Here is an 18,331-nt window from a genome sequence, read left to right on the forward strand (position 1 = left end):
ACCTTGGCCGTCCTCATCATCGTCGCCATCGGAGTGCTGCTGGTGGCGATCATCGTGGTCAAGTCGATCCTGGTGATCCCGCAGGCGCAGTCCGCCGTGATCGAGCGCCTCGGTCGGTTCCGCACGGTCGCCGAGCCGGGGTTGAACTTCCTGATGCCGTTCCTGGACAAGGTGCGGGCCCGCATCGACCTCCGCGAGCAGGTCGTGTCGTTCCCCCCGCAGCCGGTGATCACCCAGGACAACCTGACCGTGTCCATCGACACCGTCGTGTACTTCCAGGTGACCGACTCGCGCGCCGCGGTGTACGAGATCTCCAACTACATCGTGGGTGTCGAGCAGCTGACCACCACCACGCTGCGCAACGTGGTCGGTGGCATGAGCCTGGAGGAGACGCTGACCTCCCGCGACTCGATCAACCAGCAGCTGCGCGGCGTCCTTGACGAGGCCACCGGCCGCTGGGGGATCCGGGTAGCCCGGGTCGAGCTCAAGGCCATCGACCCTCCACCGTCCATTCAGGACTCCATGGAGAAGCAGATGCGCGCCGACCGGGAGAAGCGCGCCATGATCCTCACCGCCGAGGGTTCCCGGGAAGCGGCGATCAAGACCGCGGAAGGCCAGAAGCAGAGCCAGATCCTGTCGGCCGAGGGCGCCAAGCAGGCCGCCATCCTGGCCTCCGAGGGTGAGCGCCAGTCCCGCATCCTGCGTGCCCAGGGTGAGCGCGCCGCCCGCTACCTGCAGGCGCAGGGCCAGGCCAAGGCCATCGAGAAGGTGGTCAACGCGATCAAAGCCGCCCGCCCGACCCCCGAGGTGCTCGCCTACCAGTACCTGCAAACCCTGCCGCAGATGGCCCAGGGCGACGCCAACAAGGTCTGGCTGGTCCCCTCGGACTACGGCAAGGCCCTCGAAGGCTTCGCCCGCATGCTCGGCGCGCCCGGCGAGGACGGCGTGTTCCGCTACGAGCCGCCCGCCTACGAGCCCCCGGCCCGCCCCGAGGAGGACGAGGCCGCCGTCGCCGGCTGGTTCGACACCTCCACCGACCCCAAGGTCGCCCAGGCCGTCCGCGAGGCCGAGGCGGTCGCCCGCCAGGAGGTCCCCAGCCCGATCGCCGCCGCCGGCCGGTCCACCTCGGCCGCGCTCGGCGGCTCCCGCTCCGCCCTCTCCCCGCCCGACCTGCCCGACGACGAGCGCTGAAAAGGGTGTCGTGAGTCCTTCCTGGGCCTATGTGGCACCAGAAAGGACTCACGACACCTGACCCGGGGCTCTACCTCGTCGAGGGCTGGGTCTTGATCCGCCGGGGCCGGCCGAGCAGCACCAGCACCACGCCGCCGGCGAGCAGGCCGACGCCGGTCAGCAGCTCCGGGGCGGGGTTGTTGGCGCCGGTCTTGGCCAGCGGGGGAGTGCCGGCGGCCGCGGTCACCTCGACGTCGACGCTGGCCGTGCGGCTGATCTCGCCGCCGGCGCCGTCGGTGATCTTCACCGTCGCGGTGTTGGTGAACGTGCCGACCTCGGTGGGCGTCGCCGTGCAGGTGTAGCTGAACGTCTCGCCGGGGTCGAGCGTGTCGTTGGTGTTGGCGTCGCCGGACGCCGCCGACACCGCCGAGCAGTTCGGGTCGTCGACCGTGACGCCCGGCTGCGGGCTGCTCGTGCCGACGTTCTTGGCGGTGATCGTGAACGTCACCGCGGTGCCGGCGGGAACGCTGGTCGCCGAGGCCGACTTGGTCACCACCATGTCGATCAGCTGCAACTCGACCGCGCCGATGTCGGCGCCGGCTGCCTGCGGCCGGCCGACGCCACGCTGGTCGGAGGCGAGCTGACCGTTGACTCCGGTCACCTTGTCCACCAGCGAGCTGGTCGCGGCCGGCAGCCGCGTCCTGGTCGGCCCGCCGTTGCTCGCCAGGGCGCCGAGCCCGAACGTGTCGAAGGCCAGCGTGCTGCCGTCGGCGAAGCCGCAGACGTCGGCGTCGGTGGACCGGCTGAACTCCGAGCGCTTCGCCGGCGTGAAGCAGTCGGGCCCGTCGGTGCTCGCGGCCGTCGTGCCGATCACGGTGGACACGCTGGCCCACACGCCGAAGATCCCCACGCTGCCGCCACCGGAGTCGCCCGCCTCGCCGGCCTGGCCCGGGGCCGCGGCCGCCACCACGGCGTCGCCGCCGCCACCGCTACCGGCCGGACCGGCCTGCCCCGGCTGACCGCCGCCGCCCCCGCCGCCGTTCTCAGTGATCGTCACGTGCACCAGCTGGGCCACCTCGGCCTTGATGTCGTCGTCGGTGAACCCGGCGACGATCGCACCGGCCGTGCCGCCCCGGCCGCCGTCCCCGGCGTTGCCGCCGTTGCCCGCCGGCGCACCCGTCGGCGGCTGGTCGCCACCCGGCCCGCCGTTGCCGCCGGCGCCGCCGGTCCCGGAGGAGTTGCCGTCGATGGTGGAGTTCTCCACCAGCAGCGTGGTCTCGGCGCTGCGCCCGATGAACACCATCGCCCCGCCGAGGCCGTTGAGCTCGAACGACCCGCCGTCACCGCCGTTGCCACCGGCCGCGCCGAGCCCGCCCTTGCCGCCGGCGCCGCCCGCGCCCCCGTTGCCGGTCGTGTTGCCGTCGAAGGTCGAGCCGCGCACGGTCATCCTGCCGGAGCAGGGGATCGGCTGGAGGTCGTTGTTGGCCGCGACGAACCCGCCGCACAGCGCCGCGCCGCCGGGCCCGGACGGACCACCGTCGCCGCCGGCCCCACCTGCCTGCCCGTCCGCGATGGCGCCGCACGCACCCGCGCCGCCGTCACCGCCGTTGCCGGACGAGTTGCCGCTGAACGTCGAGTTGGTGATGGTCAGCCCGCCGAGCGAGAACGCCGCGCCGCCGTGCCCGCCGATCCCGCCGTGGCCACCGGCCGCGCCGGTGCACTTGCCGTCGGCGAGGCCGAGCCCGGCGCCGCCGGCGCCGGCACGGTTGCCGGTGAAGGTGCTGCCGTCGATCGACAGCACGCCGAAGGCGGCCACCGCGCCGCCGGAGCCACCGGCCCGGCCGTTGCCGCCGCCGGCATCGCCGGGGCCGCCGTCGCCCGCGGTGTTGTTCTCGAAGCGGACGTTCAGCAGGTCCACGTCGCCGCCGCTGAGCACCCCGCCGCCCAGGTTCCGCCCGAGCGCCGGACCGTTCGGCGCGTGCCCGTTCTTGATCACGACGTTGCTCAGCGTGAGCTTGCCGACCGCGCTGGCCCGTTCCGGCGCCCGCACGTGAATCACCCGGTCCGGGGTCTTCGCCGGATCGCACGTCATGTCGAGCACGGCCGGCGCCTGGCCGGCCGGCGCGAAGATCTTCAACGGCTGGCTGCGCCGGATGTCCAGGTCGCCGGACTTGTTGTCGTCCTCGTCGTCGCACCCGGCGTCGCCGGGAAGGCTGTAGGTCGTGCCCGGCACCAGCTCGATCTCGGCCGCCGGCCCTTCCCCGTTGAGGTCGGTGACCGCGGCCCGCAGCGCGGTGGCGTCGGCGACCGGGGCCGCCTCGGCGGGGGAGACCACCACCAGACCGGCGCCCATCGCCAGGGCGCCGACCCCGAGGATTCTGAGCGTTCTTGACCGCCAAGCTCGACGCATGGTGCTCCCCTTCTGCCGCGAGTTAGGGCGGAAAGGTAGCGGGCAAACCGGGGCGACACAGCCGTCTGGGGGGCGTCCGAAAGGGCAAAGTCAGATCAACTCGGGCCGGCCGTCGACGTCCAGCACCGTCATCGGCGTCGGCTTGGCGCCACAGCTGGCCGACCGCAGCTCGGCCGAGGTCCGCTCGACCACCGGAACCGCCCACCGCCGTCCGTCCACATGGGACACCGTGACGAGCCACCTGCCGGCGCCGTCCGGCCTGACCTCGGCCACCCGCACGCCGTCCGGGTCGCGGTCGGAGATCGCCCACCGCACCGCAAGATCGGCCACCTGCCCGGCGGGCGACCAGGTCGACCGGCCCCGGCAGCGCTCGATCAGCACGCCGGCGTCCGGGGCCAGCAACCGCTCGGCGGCGAGGACGTCGAGCCGGCCGTAGGAGTAGCCGTGGGGGAGCAGCACCGCGGTGGGGGAGAACCGGTGCCCGCCGAGGTGGCTGCATTCCCAGGCCTGCTCGCCGTGCGTGGCGAACAGCGCGGCCGCGACCGGGCGGCCGAGCAACGCGCAGCAGACGTCGCGCCGTCCGTTGGTGCACACCAGCAGCAGCGGCTCGGTGACCGGCTCGCCGTATCCGGTCGGCTCGCCCGCACCGGCCGCGGCGAAGTCCAGATCGAGCAGCTCCTTGACGTCGGCGACCCGGCCGCGCTCCAACCAGGACCGGCCGGGCCGGGTGTGCGCGACGTAGATCCGGTGCGGCGTCGGGCGGTGCCGGTCGGGGTGGTTGCCCGGCCGGCGGATCATCGCGATCCGCACGCCGGTGCCCTTCGCCCGCTCCGCCAGCTCCCGCCCGACCACCTGCTCGAGGTGGCTCTCCAGCAGCGCCTCACGACCCCACGGACCCGGCTGCTCGATGCACAGCCAGGTCGAGGCCACCGCCGAGGTCCCGGCCAGCGGCTCGTCGAGCCGACCGGCCAGGACCGAGCAACGCGGCCCACCGATCGCTGAAGCCCGGTACAGGTCCATCAACTCCAGGCTCTCACGCCCGGCACCGCTCCACGGGAGAGGAGTGGTCAATCCGCGGTAACCAAGCCCTCATGACTCCCGGGTCGCCTACTTGACATAATGTCGATTATCGAACTTTATCGAACTTACTGGGCTTGAGCAGGTGGAGGGAGGCACGCCGGGACCCGCCCCTCACACTCGCGTACCCCCTGGCTTCGGTGTGCGGGCCCTGTGCCGTCGTCGCGTTGGCGTCGTGCGCGGCCGACACACAACGACGTGAGGCGCCGACACGCCCGGTTGACACGGCTCTCCCGTGGCCGGACCGAGGTTCTCCTGGACACCGGGGCCATAACGTCACGTGACGTTATTAGGTGCGGTCGGCACGTTGCGTGGGACGTCGTAGTGGTTGGTGGGCTCGCGCATCAGTTGGGGCCGGCGCATCCAGGCGCCCTGGGGCCGGGCCAGCAGGTCGGCAAGGGGTTCGGGGCGGCCGAGGTGGAAGCCCTGGGCGACGCGGACGCCGAGGCGGGCCAGAGCGTCCACTTGGGACGATCGTTCGACCCATTCGGCGACCACGGACAGGCCAAGGCCCCTTGCGATGTCGACGATGCCCTGCACCAGCACGGTGTCGCGGCTGCCGTAGTCGATGCCGCGGACGAACTCGCCGTCGATCTTCACGCCGGTGATCGGCAGCTGCTTGAGGTGGACGAACGAGCCGAAGCCGGCGCCGAAGTCGTCGAGGGAGATCCGGCAGCCGCTGGCCCGTAGCTGCTGGGCCAGGCTGCGTGCGGCGTCCACATTGGTCACCGCGGCGGTCTCGGTGATCTCGAAGCCGAGCCGCCCCGGCGCGACGCCGGCGGCGGCCAGCCGGTCGAGCACGAAGTCGCCGAAGTCCTCGTCCTCCAGCGTGCGGCCGGAGACGTTGACGTTGAACCGCAACCCCGGGTACGGATGGGCGACCAACGCATCGATGGCGGTGCCGGCCACCCACCGGTCGATGTCGAGCACCAGGTCGCTGCGCTCGGCGGCGGGCAGGAACTCCCCCGGCCCCATCGCCGGCTGCCGGCCGTCTTCCAGGCGCAGCAACAGCTCGTGCCCGATGACCCGGCCGCTGCCCAGCTTGACCATGGGCATGGCGTTGAGCGACAGGTGCCCGTTGGCCAGCGCGGCGCGCACCCGGTCCAGCACGGTGACCCGCAGCGCGGTGTCCATGTAGTGGCCCTGCTCGTACACCGTGACGCGGTTGCGCCCGGCCGCCTTGGACGCGTACAGCGCCAGGTCGGCGTTGGCCAGCACGGCCTGCCAGCTCTCCCCCGAGTCGAACTTGGCAACGCCGGCGCTGACCGTCGTGCGGGTCGCGGTCGAGCCACCGGCCAGCGGGACCGCGGCGACGGCGGTGCGCAGCCGGTCGGCCACCTCGGTGGCCTCGCGCTCGTCGGCGCCGGGCAGCACGACGGCGAACTCGTCGCCGCCAAGCCGGCCGAGCACCTGACCGTCGTTGAGCCGCTCGCGCAGCACGTTGGCCAGCATGCACATCACCCGGTCCCCCGCCGGGTGCCCGCGCAAGTCGTTGATGTCCTTGAAGTTGTCCAGGTCGAGCAGCAGCAGCGCGCCGCGGCCGCCGAGCGCGAGGTGATGCTCAAGCGCCCTGGTCAGCGTGCGGCGGTTCGGCAGGCCGGTGAGCGGGTCCTCCTCGGCCATCCGCAGCAGGTCGTTCTTGCCCAGCTGCGCGGAGTCCAGCTCCCGCTCCCGCCACCGGGTGACGTCGGCGGCCCGGTACAGCAGCCGGCCGTCCGGCAGCGCCGTGCAGCGCACCTCCAGCCACCGGATCTCGGCGTCCGGCTCGGGCCCGCCCTTGCGGCACGCCGAGGCGCTGACGACCCGGAACGACACCACGACACCGTCGTGCGGCCCGTCCGGCGCGCCGGCCAGCAGCGCCGGAAGCGACCGGCCGACGCACTGCTCGGCGGAAAGCCCCAGCAGCTCGGCCATGACCCGGTTCGCCCAGCGCACCCGGCAGCGCTGGTCGGTGACCGCGAACGCGGCGTCGGTCGCGTCGAGCACCTCAGCCAGCGACAGGCTGTCAGTGCTCATGCGGTCACCTTTTGGCCGGATGTGGACACGATCTAGTGGAGGGTAGTGGACGAAGAGCGCTCAGCGCAGCCGTTCCAGGCCCGCCGCCGTGGCCATGACGTTGGCGGCCAGGCTTTTCAGCTCCGCCGGCCCCGCGCCGTCCTCCGCGGCGGTGACCACGTCCTCGGCCGCGCAGCGCAGCTGGAACAGCCGGTCCTGCAGATCGGCGAGCTCGGCGGCGGACAGCACGACGGCGTCATCGGGCAGACCGCCGCGCTGCACGGCCGCCCGCCGCTCGTAGGCGCGCTGCCGGCAGGACTGGGTGCAGTAGCGCCGCGGCCGCCCCACCCGGCCCTCGTCGGGCAACCGTCCACCGCACCAGCCACAGTGCCGGACCGGCGCCGGCCGCCGGAACTCGGCCGCGGGATCCGTCAGTACCGCCATGGCCGGGCACGTTATCTCGCGACCCGCCGCCGCCGAACCCGCCACGCCGGGTGTCCGTCACCTGTCCGGCCATCGTCAATACACGCGCATTCCACGCAGGTCAGGCACACTCGAAAGGGTGAAGCTGAAGCACGCGTTCCTGGCGGGGCCGCACCCGCGGGCCTTCGTGCACCGGGGGTGGCACGCCGGCGAGCTGGCCGGCATGGAGAACTCGCTGACCGCGTTCCGCCGAGCGGTCCACGAGGGCTACCACTACCTGGAGACCGACGTGCACGCGACCAGGGACGGCGTGGTCGTCGTGCACCACGACCCGATGCTCGACCGCACGACGGACGCCTCGGGCATGATCGCGAACCTGCCGTGGCGCACCGTCCGGCGGGCCAGGATCGGCGGTCGGGAGCCGGTCAGCCGGCTGGAGGACGTGCTCGACGAGCTGCCAGACGCCAAGTTCAATATCGACGTCAAGGCCGAGACGGCGATCGAGCCGCTGGTCGCCACGCTGCGCCGGACCAACGCCTTCAACCGGGTGTGCGTGGCGTCGTTCTCCGAGGCGCGGCTGGTCAAGGTGCGCCGCAGCGCCGGCGAGGGCCTGCTCACCTCGATGGGCGTGGGCGCGATCGCCCGGCTGTGGGCGGCCGGCCGGCTGTCGTGGATCTTCCGCAACTCGCGGTACCAGCCGGTGGCCCAGGTGCCGGTCCGCCAGGGCGGCCTGACCGTCGTCGACCGGCGCCTGATCGCCACCGCCCGCCGCCGCGGCATCGAGGTGCACGTGTGGACGGTGGACGACCCGGCCCAGATGCACCAGCTGCTCGACCTCGGCGTGGACGGGATCATGACCGACCACCCGGAGATCCTCAGGCGGGTATTGCGCGAACGCGGAGTCTGGGTCTGAGTAAAGTCCCCGTGCCGGCGATTCGCCGGGGTGGCCGCATGGAGGACGCATGAGCGCGGTGGACAACAGCCCGGGAATGGCGAAGAGCAAGGCCGATCGCCGCCGCGAGCAGAACGGCTGGGTCTGGTACGACTGGGCCAACTCGGTCTTCCCGACGTCGGTCGTCACCGTGTTCGGCTCGCTGTACCTCACCGCCGTCGCGGCCGAGGGCGCCCGCGTCGACGTCGGCCGCAACGGGCCCAACGCGTGCCCGGCCGACGCCGAGGGCAACCGGGACAAGCTGCACGACTGCGACATCAGCGTGCTGGGCTTCGACTTCCCGGCCGGCTCGCTGTGGGGCTACCTGCTGGCCCTGGCCACCGTGATCCAGGTGCTGATCGTGCCGCTGATGGGCGCCATCGCCGACCGCACCCGGCACAAGAAGCGGATGCTGGCGATCTTCGCCTTCGGCGGGGCCAGCGCGACCGCGCTCATGGCGCTGGTGACCGGGGGCAACTGGGGCCTGGGCGTGGTGCTGTTCGTCCTGGCCAACATCGGCTACGGCACCTCGATCGCGATCTACTACTCGTTCATCCCGGAGATCGCCACGGCCGACGAGCGCGACGGCCTGTCCGCGCGCGGCTGGGCGTTCGGCTACCTGGGCAGCGGCACGGCGCTGCTCATCCAGCTGGTGCTGGTGCTCGGCGGCGACAGCATCGGCATCTCCGAGGGCGACGCGGCCCGGCTGGCGTTCCTGATCTCCGGGCTGTGGTGGGCCGGCTTCACCCTCATCCCGCTGCGCCGGCTGCGTGATCAGCAGCGGCCGCACGGCGAGGAGCAGGGCGCGTTCGTGCTCAGCGGCGGGTTCCGGGAGCTGCGCGACACGCTGCGCGCCGCGCGGGCGTTCCCGCTGACCCTGGCGTTTCTCGGCACCTACCTGATCTACACCGACGGCATCGCCACGGTCGCCAACGTCTCGGCCCAGTACGGCCGGGAGGAGCTGAAGTTCGACCAGGACGTGCTGATCACCACGATCCTCATCGTGCAGTTCATCGCGTTCATCGGCGGGATGCTGCACGGCGTGGTCGCCCGCCGGCTCGGCGCCAAGACCACGATCATGCTCAGCCTGACCGTGTGGGTGCTGGTGGTCGGCGCCGCCTACTTCGTGCAGGCCGGCCAGCAGCTGCAGTTCTACGGCCTGGCGGTCGGCATCGGCCTGGTGCTCGGCGGCACCAACGCGCTGTCCCGGTCGCTGTTCAGCCACCTGATCCCGCCGGGCAAGGAGGCCCAGTACTACTCGGTCTACGAGGTCGGCGAGCGGGCCACGTCGTGGCTCGGGCCGCTGCTGTTCGCGGCGATGGCGCAGATCACCGGCTCGTTCCGGCCGGCGATCATCTCCCTGGTGATCTTCTTCCTTGCCGGCCTCGTGCTGCTCTACTTCGTGCCGGTGCGCCGGGCCATCCAGGCGGCCGGCAACCCCGAGCCGTCCGTGCTCTGACACGCACAGTGAGGCGCCGGCGTCGCCAGCCGGTGATCACTGGCAGTCACCGATTGCGGGCACTTCCCCGCATCGTGCGCCCCGATGGTGGGCAAAGCTGGACGGCGCGGCTATCGCGGGCCCCCATCCTGGCGAACGCCCTCCCCCAAGTGGGCGATCTCGGTCTGCCGAATCTGGAATTAGGCGTCACAAATTCATTCAGATTCTGTCCCTATGGAGGAAGCTGTAGTTGAGGGGTGAAACTTGTCACCCTGAGCAACTGCGTCCGGGCAGGCGGGAACCATCGGACCGGGTACGTCGTTGCTCTAGGTGAGCACCACCCTGGCTCCCCACGAGCCTAACGAAAGGACACGCCATGGCCGACAGAGTTCTCCGAGGAAGCCGGCTTGGCGCGATCAGCTACGAGACCGACCGTAACCATGATCTTGCGCCCCGCCGTACCGTTCGCTACGCGTGCCCGAAGGATCACGAGTTCGAGGTTCCCTTCTCCGACGATGCCGAGATCCCGCCGGTATGGGAGTGCCGGCTGCACGGCACCGAGTCCAAGATGATCGACGGCTCCGATCCCGAGCCCAAGAAGAGCAAGCCGCCGCGTACGCACTGGGACATGCTGCTCGAGCGCCGGTCCATTCCCGAGCTGGAGGACCTGCTCGCCGAGCGGCTGCAGGAGCTGCGCGGTCGGCGTAGCCGTTCCGCGTAGAGCACGCAAGACCAGGAGGCCGCCCGGGTCCCGCACCGGGCGGCCTTCGTGCTTGATTGCTCGGTCGTGCTCGCGGCCTTGATCCGGTGTCTTCCTCGTCGCACGTCGGCCGCGGGCGGCCTTTGGCGCTCCTGTCGTCCAGACACCGGCTGCCGCTGCGCGCGCCCGAGCGCTGCTCGGTCGATGCGCGACCTGCGCCGGAGCTGGTCCGGCCGCCGGCTAGCGGGTGAACAGGGAGCGGAGCTGGTTGCCGCGGCGACGTAGGCCCCACTTGGTCACCCGGAGCAGGGCCTCGCGCACCACCGGGCCGGTCATCTTGGACTCGCCGTACTCCCGCTCGGTGAACGTGATCGGCACCTCGACGACGGTGAAGCCGGCCTCCTCGGTGCGGATGGTCAGGTCGATCTGGAAGCAGTAGCCGGCCGAGGCCACGGTCTGCAGCTTGAGCTTCTCGAGCACCTCGCGGCGGTAGGCGCGGAACCCGGCGGTGATGTCCTTGATCCGGGCGCCGAGCGCGATGCGGGAGTACAGGTTGGCGCCGCGGGAGAACACCTCCCGGCTCTTCGGCCAGTTGACCACCTTGCCGCCCGGCACGTACCGCGAGCCGATCACCAGGTCGGCGTCGGTGAGCGCGTCGAGCATGCGGGGCAGGTCCTCGGGCGCGTGCGAGCCGTCGGCGTCCATCTCCACCAGCACGGCGTAGCCCCGCTCGATGCCCCACTCGAACCCCGCGACGTACGCGCGGCCCAGGCCGGCCTTCTCGGTGCGGTGCAGCACGTGCACCCGGTCGTCGGCGGCGGCCAACTTGTCGGCCACCTCGCCGGTGCCGTCCGGGCTGCCGTCGTCGACCACCAGCACGTGCGCCTTGGCCACGGCCGCGTGCAGCCGCTTGACGATCGGCTCAAGGTTCTCCCGCTCGTTGTAGGTGGGGATCACCACGAGCACCGGCTCGAGCGCCTCCGTCATTCGTCTCCTCCTTGCGGCGCGCGTGCGCCGGTCCCCGACTGGGATTGAGCTTTCCGCCGCACGGCCACCCCGGCGACGAGCGCGGCGAGCCCGCCGATCACCATGATCCACTGCGGCCACGCACCCAACTCATCGGACAGCGTAGTCGCCGACCGCAGCGGCACCCGTTCGACCAGGGCCGCGGGGGTGAAAAGTCCCGTCCGTCGGGTGACCGAGCCGTCCGGCCGGACGATCGCGCTGACCCCGCTCGTGGCGGCCACGACGACCGACCGGCCGTGCTCGACGGCCCGGACCCGGTCCATCGCCAGCTGCTGGTAGGTCATCTCGGTGAACCCGAACGTGGCGTTGTTGGTCGGCACCGCGAGCAGGTTGGACCCGTTGAGCACCGAGTCGCGCACCACGCCGTCGAAGGCCACCTCGTAGCAGGTCGCCATCGCCACCCTGGCGCCGCCCACGCCGAACACGGTCGGCTCGTCGCCGGGCGCGAAGTTGCCCGCCCGGTCCACGTCCGAGCTGAAGATCCGGAACAGCGAGCGGTACGGCATGGTCTCGCCGAACGGCTGCAGCTGGCGCTTGGTGTAGAAGTCGATCGGCCCGCGCCGCGGATCCCACAGGATCATGGTGTTGGTCGGGCGCCCGTCGTCGCGGCGCAGCACGCCGCCCACCACGATCGGCGCGTCGATGGCCTTGGCCGCGCGGTCGATCACGGCGTAGGCGTCGCGGTTGCGGATCGGGTCGATGTCCGAGGAGTTCTCCGGCCAGATCACCAGGTCCGGCTTGGGCACCCGGCCGGCGCGGACGTCATCGGCGAGCTGCTCGGTGCGCCTGACGTGGTTGTCCAGCACGGCCCGGCGCTGGGCGTTGAAGTCGAAGCCGGCGCGCGGCACGTTGCCCTGCACGGCCGCCACGGTCACCTCGCCGTCCTGCGCCTCCGTTGCCACCAAAGGAATCGCGGCCAGCGCGGCGAGGATCGGCAGGACCGTGGCCAGTGCGGGGACGAGCACCCGGCGGGACCGCTCGACGATCACCCGGTGCGCCAGCTCGGCCAGGCCGAACCCGGTCAGCGCCACCGCGAAGCCGATCAGGGGGGCGCCGCCGACCACGGCCAGCGGCAGGTACACACCCTCGGGCTGGCCGAAGGCGACGTTGCCCCACGGAAAACCGCCGAACGGGAACACCGTCCGCAGCGCCTCGCCGCCCACCCAGAGCAGGGCCGCGATCACCGGCGCGCCGGGCAGCGTCGTGGCGAGGACGATGGCCGCACAGGTCAGGCCCACGAACGCGGCCTCGGCGCCGCTGAGCGGAAGCCAGGCGACCGCCCCGGCGAACTCCCCGGTCCAGGACAGCAGCGGGGCGAAGTAGCCGGCGCCGGCCAGGAAGCCGTAGGCGAAGCCGGCCCGCACCCGCCGCCCGCGCAGCACGGCGCCGAGCACCGCGAAGCCGAGCGGGGCCAGCCACCAGGTCGGCCGCGGCGGCGCGGCGAGGAACAGCAGCAGCCCGGCGCACACGGCGGCCAGCGAGCGGCCGAGGACCGGGAGCGGACGTCGGGAAGATCGCGGTCCCTGCTCGTCATCCGGCGCGCCCGGCTCGGACGTCACCGCAGGTGCAGCCACCCGCACAGCGTACGCACCGGCTGTGTGATCACGGCAAAGGTGCTACTTCGGCGCCCACCGCTCGCCGATCTCCTGCCAGGTCGGCGGTGGGCCGGGCAACGGGTCGGGCTCGGTGGGGTCGGGACGCATGGCCCGCAGGTACAGCGTCAGGTAGCGCCTGCGCAGGATCCGGGTGCGCTGCTCGTCGCCGAGCCGGACCGCCGACAGCTGCTCGAAGATGAACGACAGGTCGTTGACGTCGAGATCCTTCCGGACCACCCCGGCCTGCTTGGCCCGCTCGACCAGCCGCTCGTTGCTCACCCTGGCCAGCTCGGAGTCGCGGTACAGCTCCTCGGTCGGGGTGAACGTGCCGGCCAGCGCGGTGGTCAGCGCGTGCGTGTCGGCCTCCACGACCCGCTCGAGGAACCGGGCCCAGGCGCCCGCCACGTCGTCGGCGTTCTCGAGCGCCTCCTCGACGGCGTCGAGGTAGGTCCGCAACCCGTTGGCCGACAGGGTCCGCAGCAGGTCCTCCTTGCTGGGATACCGCCGGTACAGCGCGCTGATCCCGACACCGGCCCGCTCGGCCACCGCGGAGATCGGCGAGTCCGGGTTGGCGACGAACACCTCCCGCGCGGCCTGGAGAATCCGGGTGTCGTTGCGGGCCGCCTCGGCCTTGCGCCCGCTCATCGGCGGTGACTGCGTCATGACCTCGAGTGTAGCACTAGAACATAGCATTCCGTTCTGCCATTCCGTGGCCGGGTGCCAACAGGGGTTCCGCCGGAAGGTCCGCGATGGCCAGCTCGGCCTCCGCCGTGCGTGCCGGCGGCCAGCAGCCGGGCGGCGGTGGTCTTCCCGGAGCCCGGCGGGCCACCGATCCACAGCAGGTTGTCCATCGGGAGCCCTAGGGTGGCAGGCATGTCGGACCACAACTACAGCGTCACCGAGATCGTCGGCTCATCGAAGGACAGCATCGAGGACGCGATCCGCGGTGCGATCGGCCGTGCCTCCCGGACCGTCCGCGGCCTGGACTGGTTCGAGGTGACCGAGATCCGCGGCCACATCGAGGACGGCGACATCGGCCACTTCCAGGTGGCGATGAAGATCGGCTTCCGGCTCGAGGAGCCGGCTTAGTATTCGTTGGCCAGCATCCGCTTGACCACCTTGCCGGTGGCGTTGCGCGGCAGGTTGTCCAGGAAGATCACGTCACGCGGGACGGCGAACCTCGGCAGGTGGTCGTGGACGTAGTTGCGGATGGCGTTGGCGTTGAGCCGGCTGCCCTGGCGTAAGGCGATGTAGGCGGCGAAGCGCTGGCCGAACTCCCGGTCGGGCACGCCGACCACCGCGACGTCGAGCACGTCGGGCAGGGTGAGCAGCAGGTCCTCCAGCGGACGGGGGAAGACGTTCTCGCCGCCGGAGATGATCATGTCGTCGTCCCGGCCGGAGACGAACAGGCGGCCGTCGGCGTCGAGGTAGCCACGGTCGCCGGTCACCATCAGCTCGTCGTGCACCTCGTTGCGGGTGCCGTTGGTGTACCCCTCGAAGAGCATGTCGTTGCCGACGCAGATGCGGCCGACGACCCCGGGCGGCACCGGGCGGCCGTCGGCGTCGAGGATCCCGACGCGGGTGCCGATCGGGCAGCGGCCGGCGGTGGTGGGGGCGGCGCGCAGGTCCGCCGGGTCGGCGATGCTCGCCCAGGAGACCTCGGTGGAGCCGTACAGGTTGTAGAGGATGTCGCCGAAGGTGTCCATGAACTGGGTGACGAACGGACCGGGCAGCGCGGACCCGCTGCTGGCGACGACCTGCAGCGACGAGGTGTCGTAGCGGTTGCGGACGCGCTCGGGGAGATCGAGGATGCGCTGCAGCATGATCGGGACGGCGAACAGCGACGTGCACCGGTAGCGCTCGATCGCGGCCAGCGTGGCCACCGGGTCGAAGCGGCGCTGCAGCACCAGCGAGGCGTGCAGCACCATGCCGATCTGCATCGCGGCCAGTCCCCAGGTGTGGAACAGCGGCGCGGCGACGAACATCCGCTCGCCCGCGCGCAGCGGGATCCGGGACAGCAGCGCGGCGGCGGTGCCCATCCCCTTCGGGTTGCGCCTGCGGGCGCCCTTGGGCGAGCCGGTGGTGCCGGACGTCAGCACGATGATCTTGCCGGGCTTCGACGGCGGCCGCACCGGGCGCGACGAGGCCCGCTCGATCACGGTGTCGATGCTGGTCTCCCCCGGTTGCGTGCTCCAGGTGGAGATCCACGGCAGGTTGCCGGGAACGTGGTGGAACAGCGGCACGAACTCGTCGTCGCCGAGCAGCGCGACCGGGCGGTGCGTCTGGACGACGTTGGCGACCTGGTCGGCGGACAGCCCGGTGTTGAGCAGGACCACGTCGGCGCCGAGCTTGCCGCAGGCCACCGTCGCCTCGACGATTCCCGCGTGGTTGCGGCACATCAGCGCGACCCGGCGGCCCTGCCGGACCCCGTACTCGGCCAGACCGTTGGCCAGCCGGGTGGTGCGCCGGTCGACCTGCTCGAAGGTGAGCTTGCCGTGCTCGTCGACCAGCGCGAGCTCGTGCGGGTGCCGCCCGGCGTTGGCCCGGTACCCGCCCGCGACCGTCGCGCCCCACCTGGCCAGCGCGTTCACCTGACGCAGCACGCGGTCCGGCCGCCCGGGGGCCAGCGCGCCGGCCCGGATCAGGGTTTTCGCGACGGCCAGCGAGGACTGGCCCTTGGCCGCCTGGTCGAGCCCGGTGCGCGTCACGGTGATCGCCCGCCCGGACAGGTGGTGGTCGATCAGCGTCAGCACCTGCCGGACCCGCTTGCGCAGCCAGGACGCGGTCAACCCGATCGACGAGCCCAATGTGTCCGGAATGGACAGCATCACCTGGACCTCGGTGCGCCCGCGCCCGCTGCCGGCGAGCCGGATCGACAGGTGGCCGCCGTCCCACCGCGGGCTGACCAGGACGAGGTGCTCGATCGGCCGGTACACCAGGATCTCGATCTCATCCGGCGCGGGCGCGCTGCCGTCGAGGCTGAACCGGACCCGGTAGCGCGCGCCGACGCCGGTCTGCCCGTGGTCGACGCGCTCGCTCCAGGCGACCTCGCGGACGAACCTCGGGTACAGCTCGGGGTCGCTGAGCACCTGCCACACCCGCTCCGGCCGGTGTGCAAGGACCTTCGCTACTTCGACCAGCTCTGTCGACATGGGGACTCCGTCCGCGGACGCGTCACGGCGACTTCCTTTGCCCGCAATGCATCCGTTGCACGCTAGCCCCGATTAGTTACCAGTATTGGTCCGTTTGGAGCAAGGTGTTCGTCTCACGAGGTGGGATATGCACCGAGGGCCACCTTCACCACGGTCACCGCGGTGAAGGTGGCCCTCATGGCTCGACCTTAGTTGACCTGCACCGTTTCCCGTTGCCGGCCGGTCGGTGACTTCGGCCTGTCGGGTTCGTCACCATGGCCCGGCCACCATGCCTTGTGCCACAGCAACGCGGTCACGCTGGGTACCAGGAACATCGACATGACGAACGCCGAGATCAGGATTCCGATGGAGACCGCGAAGCCCATCTCCATCAGGAACGAGATGCCGCCGAGCAGCATGGAGGCGAACGTGCCGGCCAGGATCAGGCCGGCCGCGCCGACCGACGGCCCGGCATGCTCGACGGCGAGATCGGCCGCGGTGCGCGGATCGTTGCCCTCCCTGGCCTCCTCGCGCAGCCGGGCGATCATCAGGATGTTGTAGTCGGTGCCGATCGCCACCACGAACAGGTAGAGGATCATCGGCAGCGAGAACGTCAGCCCGGCGTTGCCGCCGAGAACCACGAACGCGATCACGGTGGCGCCCAGCGTGCTGAAGAAGCCGAGCACCACGGCGATCATCAGGTACAGCGGCGCGACCACGCTGCGCAGCAGCAGGCCGAGGATCACCGCGATGAACAGACCGGCCACCGGGAAGATCACCGCGAGGTCGCGGTTGTTGGCGGCCTTGACGTCGGCGAACGCCGAGCTCAGCCCGCCGACGAACGCCGTGGTGCCGTCCGGTGTCCGCTCGTGCGCAAACGTCCGCAACCGGTCGCCGGCCAGGTCGAACGCCTCGTTGGAGTACGGTCGGCTGTCCAGCAACAGGTCGATCTTGGCGACCGTCCCGCCCGGGTTGAGCTGCACCGGGTTTCCGTCGGGACCCGGCATCGCCCCGCCGATCCCGTCGACCTGCTGCAGCTCGTTGGCGAACTGCTCAAGTGGCGCGGGGTCCAGCGGCCGGCCGGTGTCGCTGCGGACGTAGACCGAGGTCGGGTTGAGCGCGCCGGCCGGGAACCCGGACTGCAGATCGGCGAGGCCCTGCGCCGACTCCGTGCCGCTCGGCAGCTGGCTGGCCTGGTCGTAGTCGGTCTTGAAGCCCAGCATGCCAAGCGCGAGCGCGACCATGACCCCGCCGGAGGCCAGCGCGACGACCGCCGGCCGCCGCCCGGTGAGCCTGCCGAGGCGCTGGAAGGCGGTGCCCCTCGGGGTGCGCTGCCACGACTTCGATGGCCAGAACACCTTGGCGCCCAACAGCGACACCACGGCCGGGATGAGCGTGACCACCGCGATCGCCATCAGCGCCACGGCGATCGCCAGCCCCGGCCCGAAGCTGCGGAAGCCGCCGAACACCGCCAGCAGCAGCGCGCTGAACGCGATGATGATCGCGGCCGCGGCCGAGGCGATCACCTCGCCGATCCGGGTCACCGCGGTCACCAGCGCCTGCTTGGGATCGTCGCCGGCGCGCAGCCGTTCCCGGTAGCGGAACAGCAGGAACACGATGTAGTCGGTGCCAACGCCGTACAGCACGATGGTCAGCAGGATCTGCAGCGACTGGTCTACCTGGAAGCCGAACACCTTGGCGCACATGGCGATCAGCCCCGGCGCGACGGCGCTGACCAGGCCGACGGTCAGGATCGGCAGGAACGCCGCGACCGGGCTGCGGTACATCAGCGCGAGCAGCACGATGATCAAGGTGATCGTGGCGATGCCGACGATCACGAACGCGTTGTTGAACGCGGACTCGTTGTCCGCCCACATGGCCACGTCACCGGTGACGTTCATGGTCAGCCCGGTGCCGTCCATGACCGGCCGCCCGACGTCGCGGACCTTCTTGACCGCCTCGAGCAGCTTGGGATCGTCGCCGATGCCGTCCAGGGCCACGTTGACCAGCTGCACCTGCTGGTTGGGCGAGACCGCCTGCGGCCCGGTGACCACGCGGGACACCCGCTCGATCCCGGCGCCCTGGATCTTCTGGGCCAGCTCCCCCACCTTGGCCTGGTCGGCCTCGGACAGCGTGCCGCCGTCCGCGCGCTTGACCACGATCGTCGCGCTCGAGTCGTTGCCCCGCCCGAACGCCTGCTCCGCCAGCTCGCCCGCCTGCACCGACTCGTAGGACGACGGCAGGAAGTTGGTCTGGTCGCGGTTGACCACGTCGGCGAGCGTCGGCGCGAACGCCACGATCGCGATCGTGGCCAGCACCCAGACCGCGATCACCTTCCACGGGTTGTAGACCACGAACCGTGCTAACCGACCGAACATCGCACCCCTCCCCTTCTTGCGCGTGGGCTTACTTGCCGCACGGTAAGTACGATCGAA

The 18,331-nt window shown here is 71.5% G+C and carries 14 protein-coding genes; 5 read left to right on the plus strand and 9 right to left on the minus strand.

Annotated features, from left to right (window positions below):
• The first annotated feature begins 3 nt into the window (after positions 1–3).
• A complete protein-coding gene (locus VGX25_RS12765; RefSeq protein WP_326917916.1) occupies positions 4–1,191 on the plus strand; it encodes an SPFH domain-containing protein in 1,188 nt (395 codons plus the stop codon).
• 70 nt (positions 1,192–1,261) lie between these two features.
• Here VGX25_RS12765 and VGX25_RS12770 read toward each other — a convergent pair whose 3' ends face one another.
• The 4 genes from VGX25_RS12770 to VGX25_RS12785 all read right to left on the minus strand — a co-directional run bounded on the left by VGX25_RS12770 (position 1,262) and on the right by VGX25_RS12785 (position 7,096).
• Positions 1,262–3,580 (minus strand): choice-of-anchor Q domain-containing protein, encoded by a 2,319-nt coding sequence (locus VGX25_RS12770; protein ID WP_326917917.1) that lies wholly within the window; start codon positions 3,578–3,580, stop codon positions 1,262–1,264.
• 90 nt (positions 3,581–3,670) lie between these two features.
• Positions 3,671–4,600 (minus strand): sucrase ferredoxin, encoded by a 930-nt coding sequence (locus VGX25_RS12775; RefSeq protein ID WP_326917918.1) that lies wholly within the window; start codon positions 4,598–4,600, stop codon positions 3,671–3,673.
• Between the two features lie 333 nt (positions 4,601–4,933).
• Positions 4,934–6,673, minus strand: coding sequence for a putative bifunctional diguanylate cyclase/phosphodiesterase (locus VGX25_RS12780; protein ID WP_326917919.1), 1,740 nt, complete (start codon positions 6,671–6,673; stop codon positions 4,934–4,936).
• A gap of 60 nt (positions 6,674–6,733) precedes the next feature.
• Positions 6,734–7,096: a hypothetical protein gene (locus VGX25_RS12785; protein ID WP_326917920.1), complete on the minus strand. Its 363-nt coding sequence runs from the start codon at positions 7,094–7,096 to the stop codon at positions 6,734–6,736.
• A 118-nt stretch (positions 7,097–7,214) separates the two neighbouring features.
• Here VGX25_RS12785 and VGX25_RS12790 point away from each other — a divergent pair, with 118 nt between their 5' ends.
• The 3 genes from VGX25_RS12790 to VGX25_RS12800 all read left to right on the plus strand — a co-directional run bounded on the left by VGX25_RS12790 (position 7,215) and on the right by VGX25_RS12800 (position 10,165).
• A complete protein-coding gene (locus tag VGX25_RS12790; protein WP_326917921.1) occupies positions 7,215–7,988 on the plus strand; it encodes a glycerophosphodiester phosphodiesterase in 774 nt (257 codons plus the stop codon).
• Positions 7,989–8,037: 49 nt separating this feature from the next.
• Entirely contained in the window at positions 8,038–9,465 is a 1,428-nt protein-coding gene (locus VGX25_RS12795) for an MFS transporter (protein WP_326917922.1), read from the plus strand.
• Between the two features lie 355 nt (positions 9,466–9,820).
• Entirely contained in the window at positions 9,821–10,165 is a 345-nt protein-coding gene (locus VGX25_RS12800; protein ID WP_326917923.1) for an RNA polymerase-binding protein RbpA, read from the plus strand.
• Between the two features lie 219 nt (positions 10,166–10,384).
• On the opposite strand, the gene VGX25_RS12805 is transcribed toward VGX25_RS12800, so the two are convergent.
• The 3 genes from VGX25_RS12805 to VGX25_RS12815 are packed head-to-tail and all read right to left on the minus strand — an operon-like array spanning position 10,385 to position 13,428.
• Positions 10,385–11,131, minus strand: a complete 747-nt coding sequence (locus VGX25_RS12805) for a polyprenol monophosphomannose synthase (protein ID WP_326917924.1) — start codon at positions 11,129–11,131, stop codon at positions 10,385–10,387.
• The gene (gene lnt / locus VGX25_RS12810) at positions 11,128–12,744 is read right to left on the minus strand and encodes an apolipoprotein N-acyltransferase (protein ID WP_326917925.1); all 1,617 of its coding nucleotides are present in this window, start codon (positions 12,742–12,744) and stop codon (positions 11,128–11,130) included. The genes VGX25_RS12805 and lnt overlap by 4 nt, the downstream gene beginning before the upstream one ends.
• A 42-nt stretch (positions 12,745–12,786) precedes the next feature.
• Positions 12,787–13,428, minus strand: coding sequence for a helix-turn-helix domain-containing protein (locus VGX25_RS12815; RefSeq protein WP_326917926.1), 642 nt, complete (start codon positions 13,426–13,428; stop codon positions 12,787–12,789).
• Positions 13,429–13,638: 210 nt separating this feature from the next.
• Here VGX25_RS12815 and VGX25_RS12820 point away from each other — a divergent pair, with 210 nt between their 5' ends.
• Positions 13,639–13,854, plus strand: coding sequence for a dodecin (locus VGX25_RS12820; protein WP_326917927.1), 216 nt, complete (start codon positions 13,639–13,641; stop codon positions 13,852–13,854).
• Here VGX25_RS12820 and VGX25_RS12825 read toward each other — a convergent pair.
• Both VGX25_RS12825 and VGX25_RS12830 read right to left on the minus strand, forming a co-directional pair.
• Positions 13,851–15,917: an AMP-binding protein gene (locus VGX25_RS12825; protein WP_326917929.1), complete on the minus strand. Its 2,067-nt coding sequence runs from the start codon at positions 15,915–15,917 to the stop codon at positions 13,851–13,853. The genes VGX25_RS12820 and VGX25_RS12825 overlap by 4 nt on opposite strands.
• 188 nt (positions 15,918–16,105) lie before the next feature.
• Positions 16,106–18,274 carry an MMPL family transporter gene (locus tag VGX25_RS12830; RefSeq protein WP_326917931.1) on the minus strand — a complete coding sequence of 723 codons (2,169 nt, stop codon included), beginning with the start codon at positions 18,272–18,274 and terminating at the stop codon, positions 16,106–16,108.
• Positions 18,275–18,331 lie beyond the last annotated feature (57 nt).

Source organism: Actinophytocola sp. (genome assembly GCF_035942955.1).
In the GTDB taxonomy this organism is placed as follows: domain Bacteria; phylum Actinomycetota; class Actinomycetes; order Mycobacteriales; family Pseudonocardiaceae; genus DASYTH01.

Excerpts from the sequence above, each read along its gene's own strand:
- VGX25_RS12770 (WP_326917917.1), bottom strand. The coding sequence starts at position 3,580 with ATGCGTCGAGCTTGGCGGTCAAGAACGCTCAGAATCCTCGGGGTCGGC.
- VGX25_RS12775 (WP_326917918.1), bottom strand. The coding sequence starts at position 4,600 with ATGGACCTGTACCGGGCTTCAGCGATCGGTGGGCCGCGTTGCTCGGTC.
- VGX25_RS12780 (WP_326917919.1), bottom strand. The coding sequence starts at position 6,673 with ATGAGCACTGACAGCCTGTCGCTGGCTGAGGTGCTCGACGCGACCGAC.
- VGX25_RS12785 (WP_326917920.1), bottom strand. The coding sequence starts at position 7,096 with ATGGCGGTACTGACGGATCCCGCGGCCGAGTTCCGGCGGCCGGCGCCG.
- VGX25_RS12795 (WP_326917922.1), top strand. The coding sequence starts at position 8,038 with ATGAGCGCGGTGGACAACAGCCCGGGAATGGCGAAGAGCAAGGCCGAT.
- VGX25_RS12800 (WP_326917923.1), top strand. The coding sequence starts at position 9,821 with ATGGCCGACAGAGTTCTCCGAGGAAGCCGGCTTGGCGCGATCAGCTAC.
- VGX25_RS12805 (WP_326917924.1), bottom strand. The coding sequence starts at position 11,131 with ATGACGGAGGCGCTCGAGCCGGTGCTCGTGGTGATCCCCACCTACAAC.
- VGX25_RS12815 (WP_326917926.1), bottom strand. The coding sequence starts at position 13,428 with ATGACGCAGTCACCGCCGATGAGCGGGCGCAAGGCCGAGGCGGCCCGC.
- VGX25_RS12820 (WP_326917927.1), top strand. The coding sequence starts at position 13,639 with ATGTCGGACCACAACTACAGCGTCACCGAGATCGTCGGCTCATCGAAG.
- VGX25_RS12825 (WP_326917929.1), bottom strand. The coding sequence starts at position 15,917 with ATGTCGACAGAGCTGGTCGAAGTAGCGAAGGTCCTTGCACACCGGCCG.
- VGX25_RS12830 (WP_326917931.1), bottom strand. The coding sequence starts at position 18,274 with ATGTTCGGTCGGTTAGCACGGTTCGTGGTCTACAACCCGTGGAAGGTG.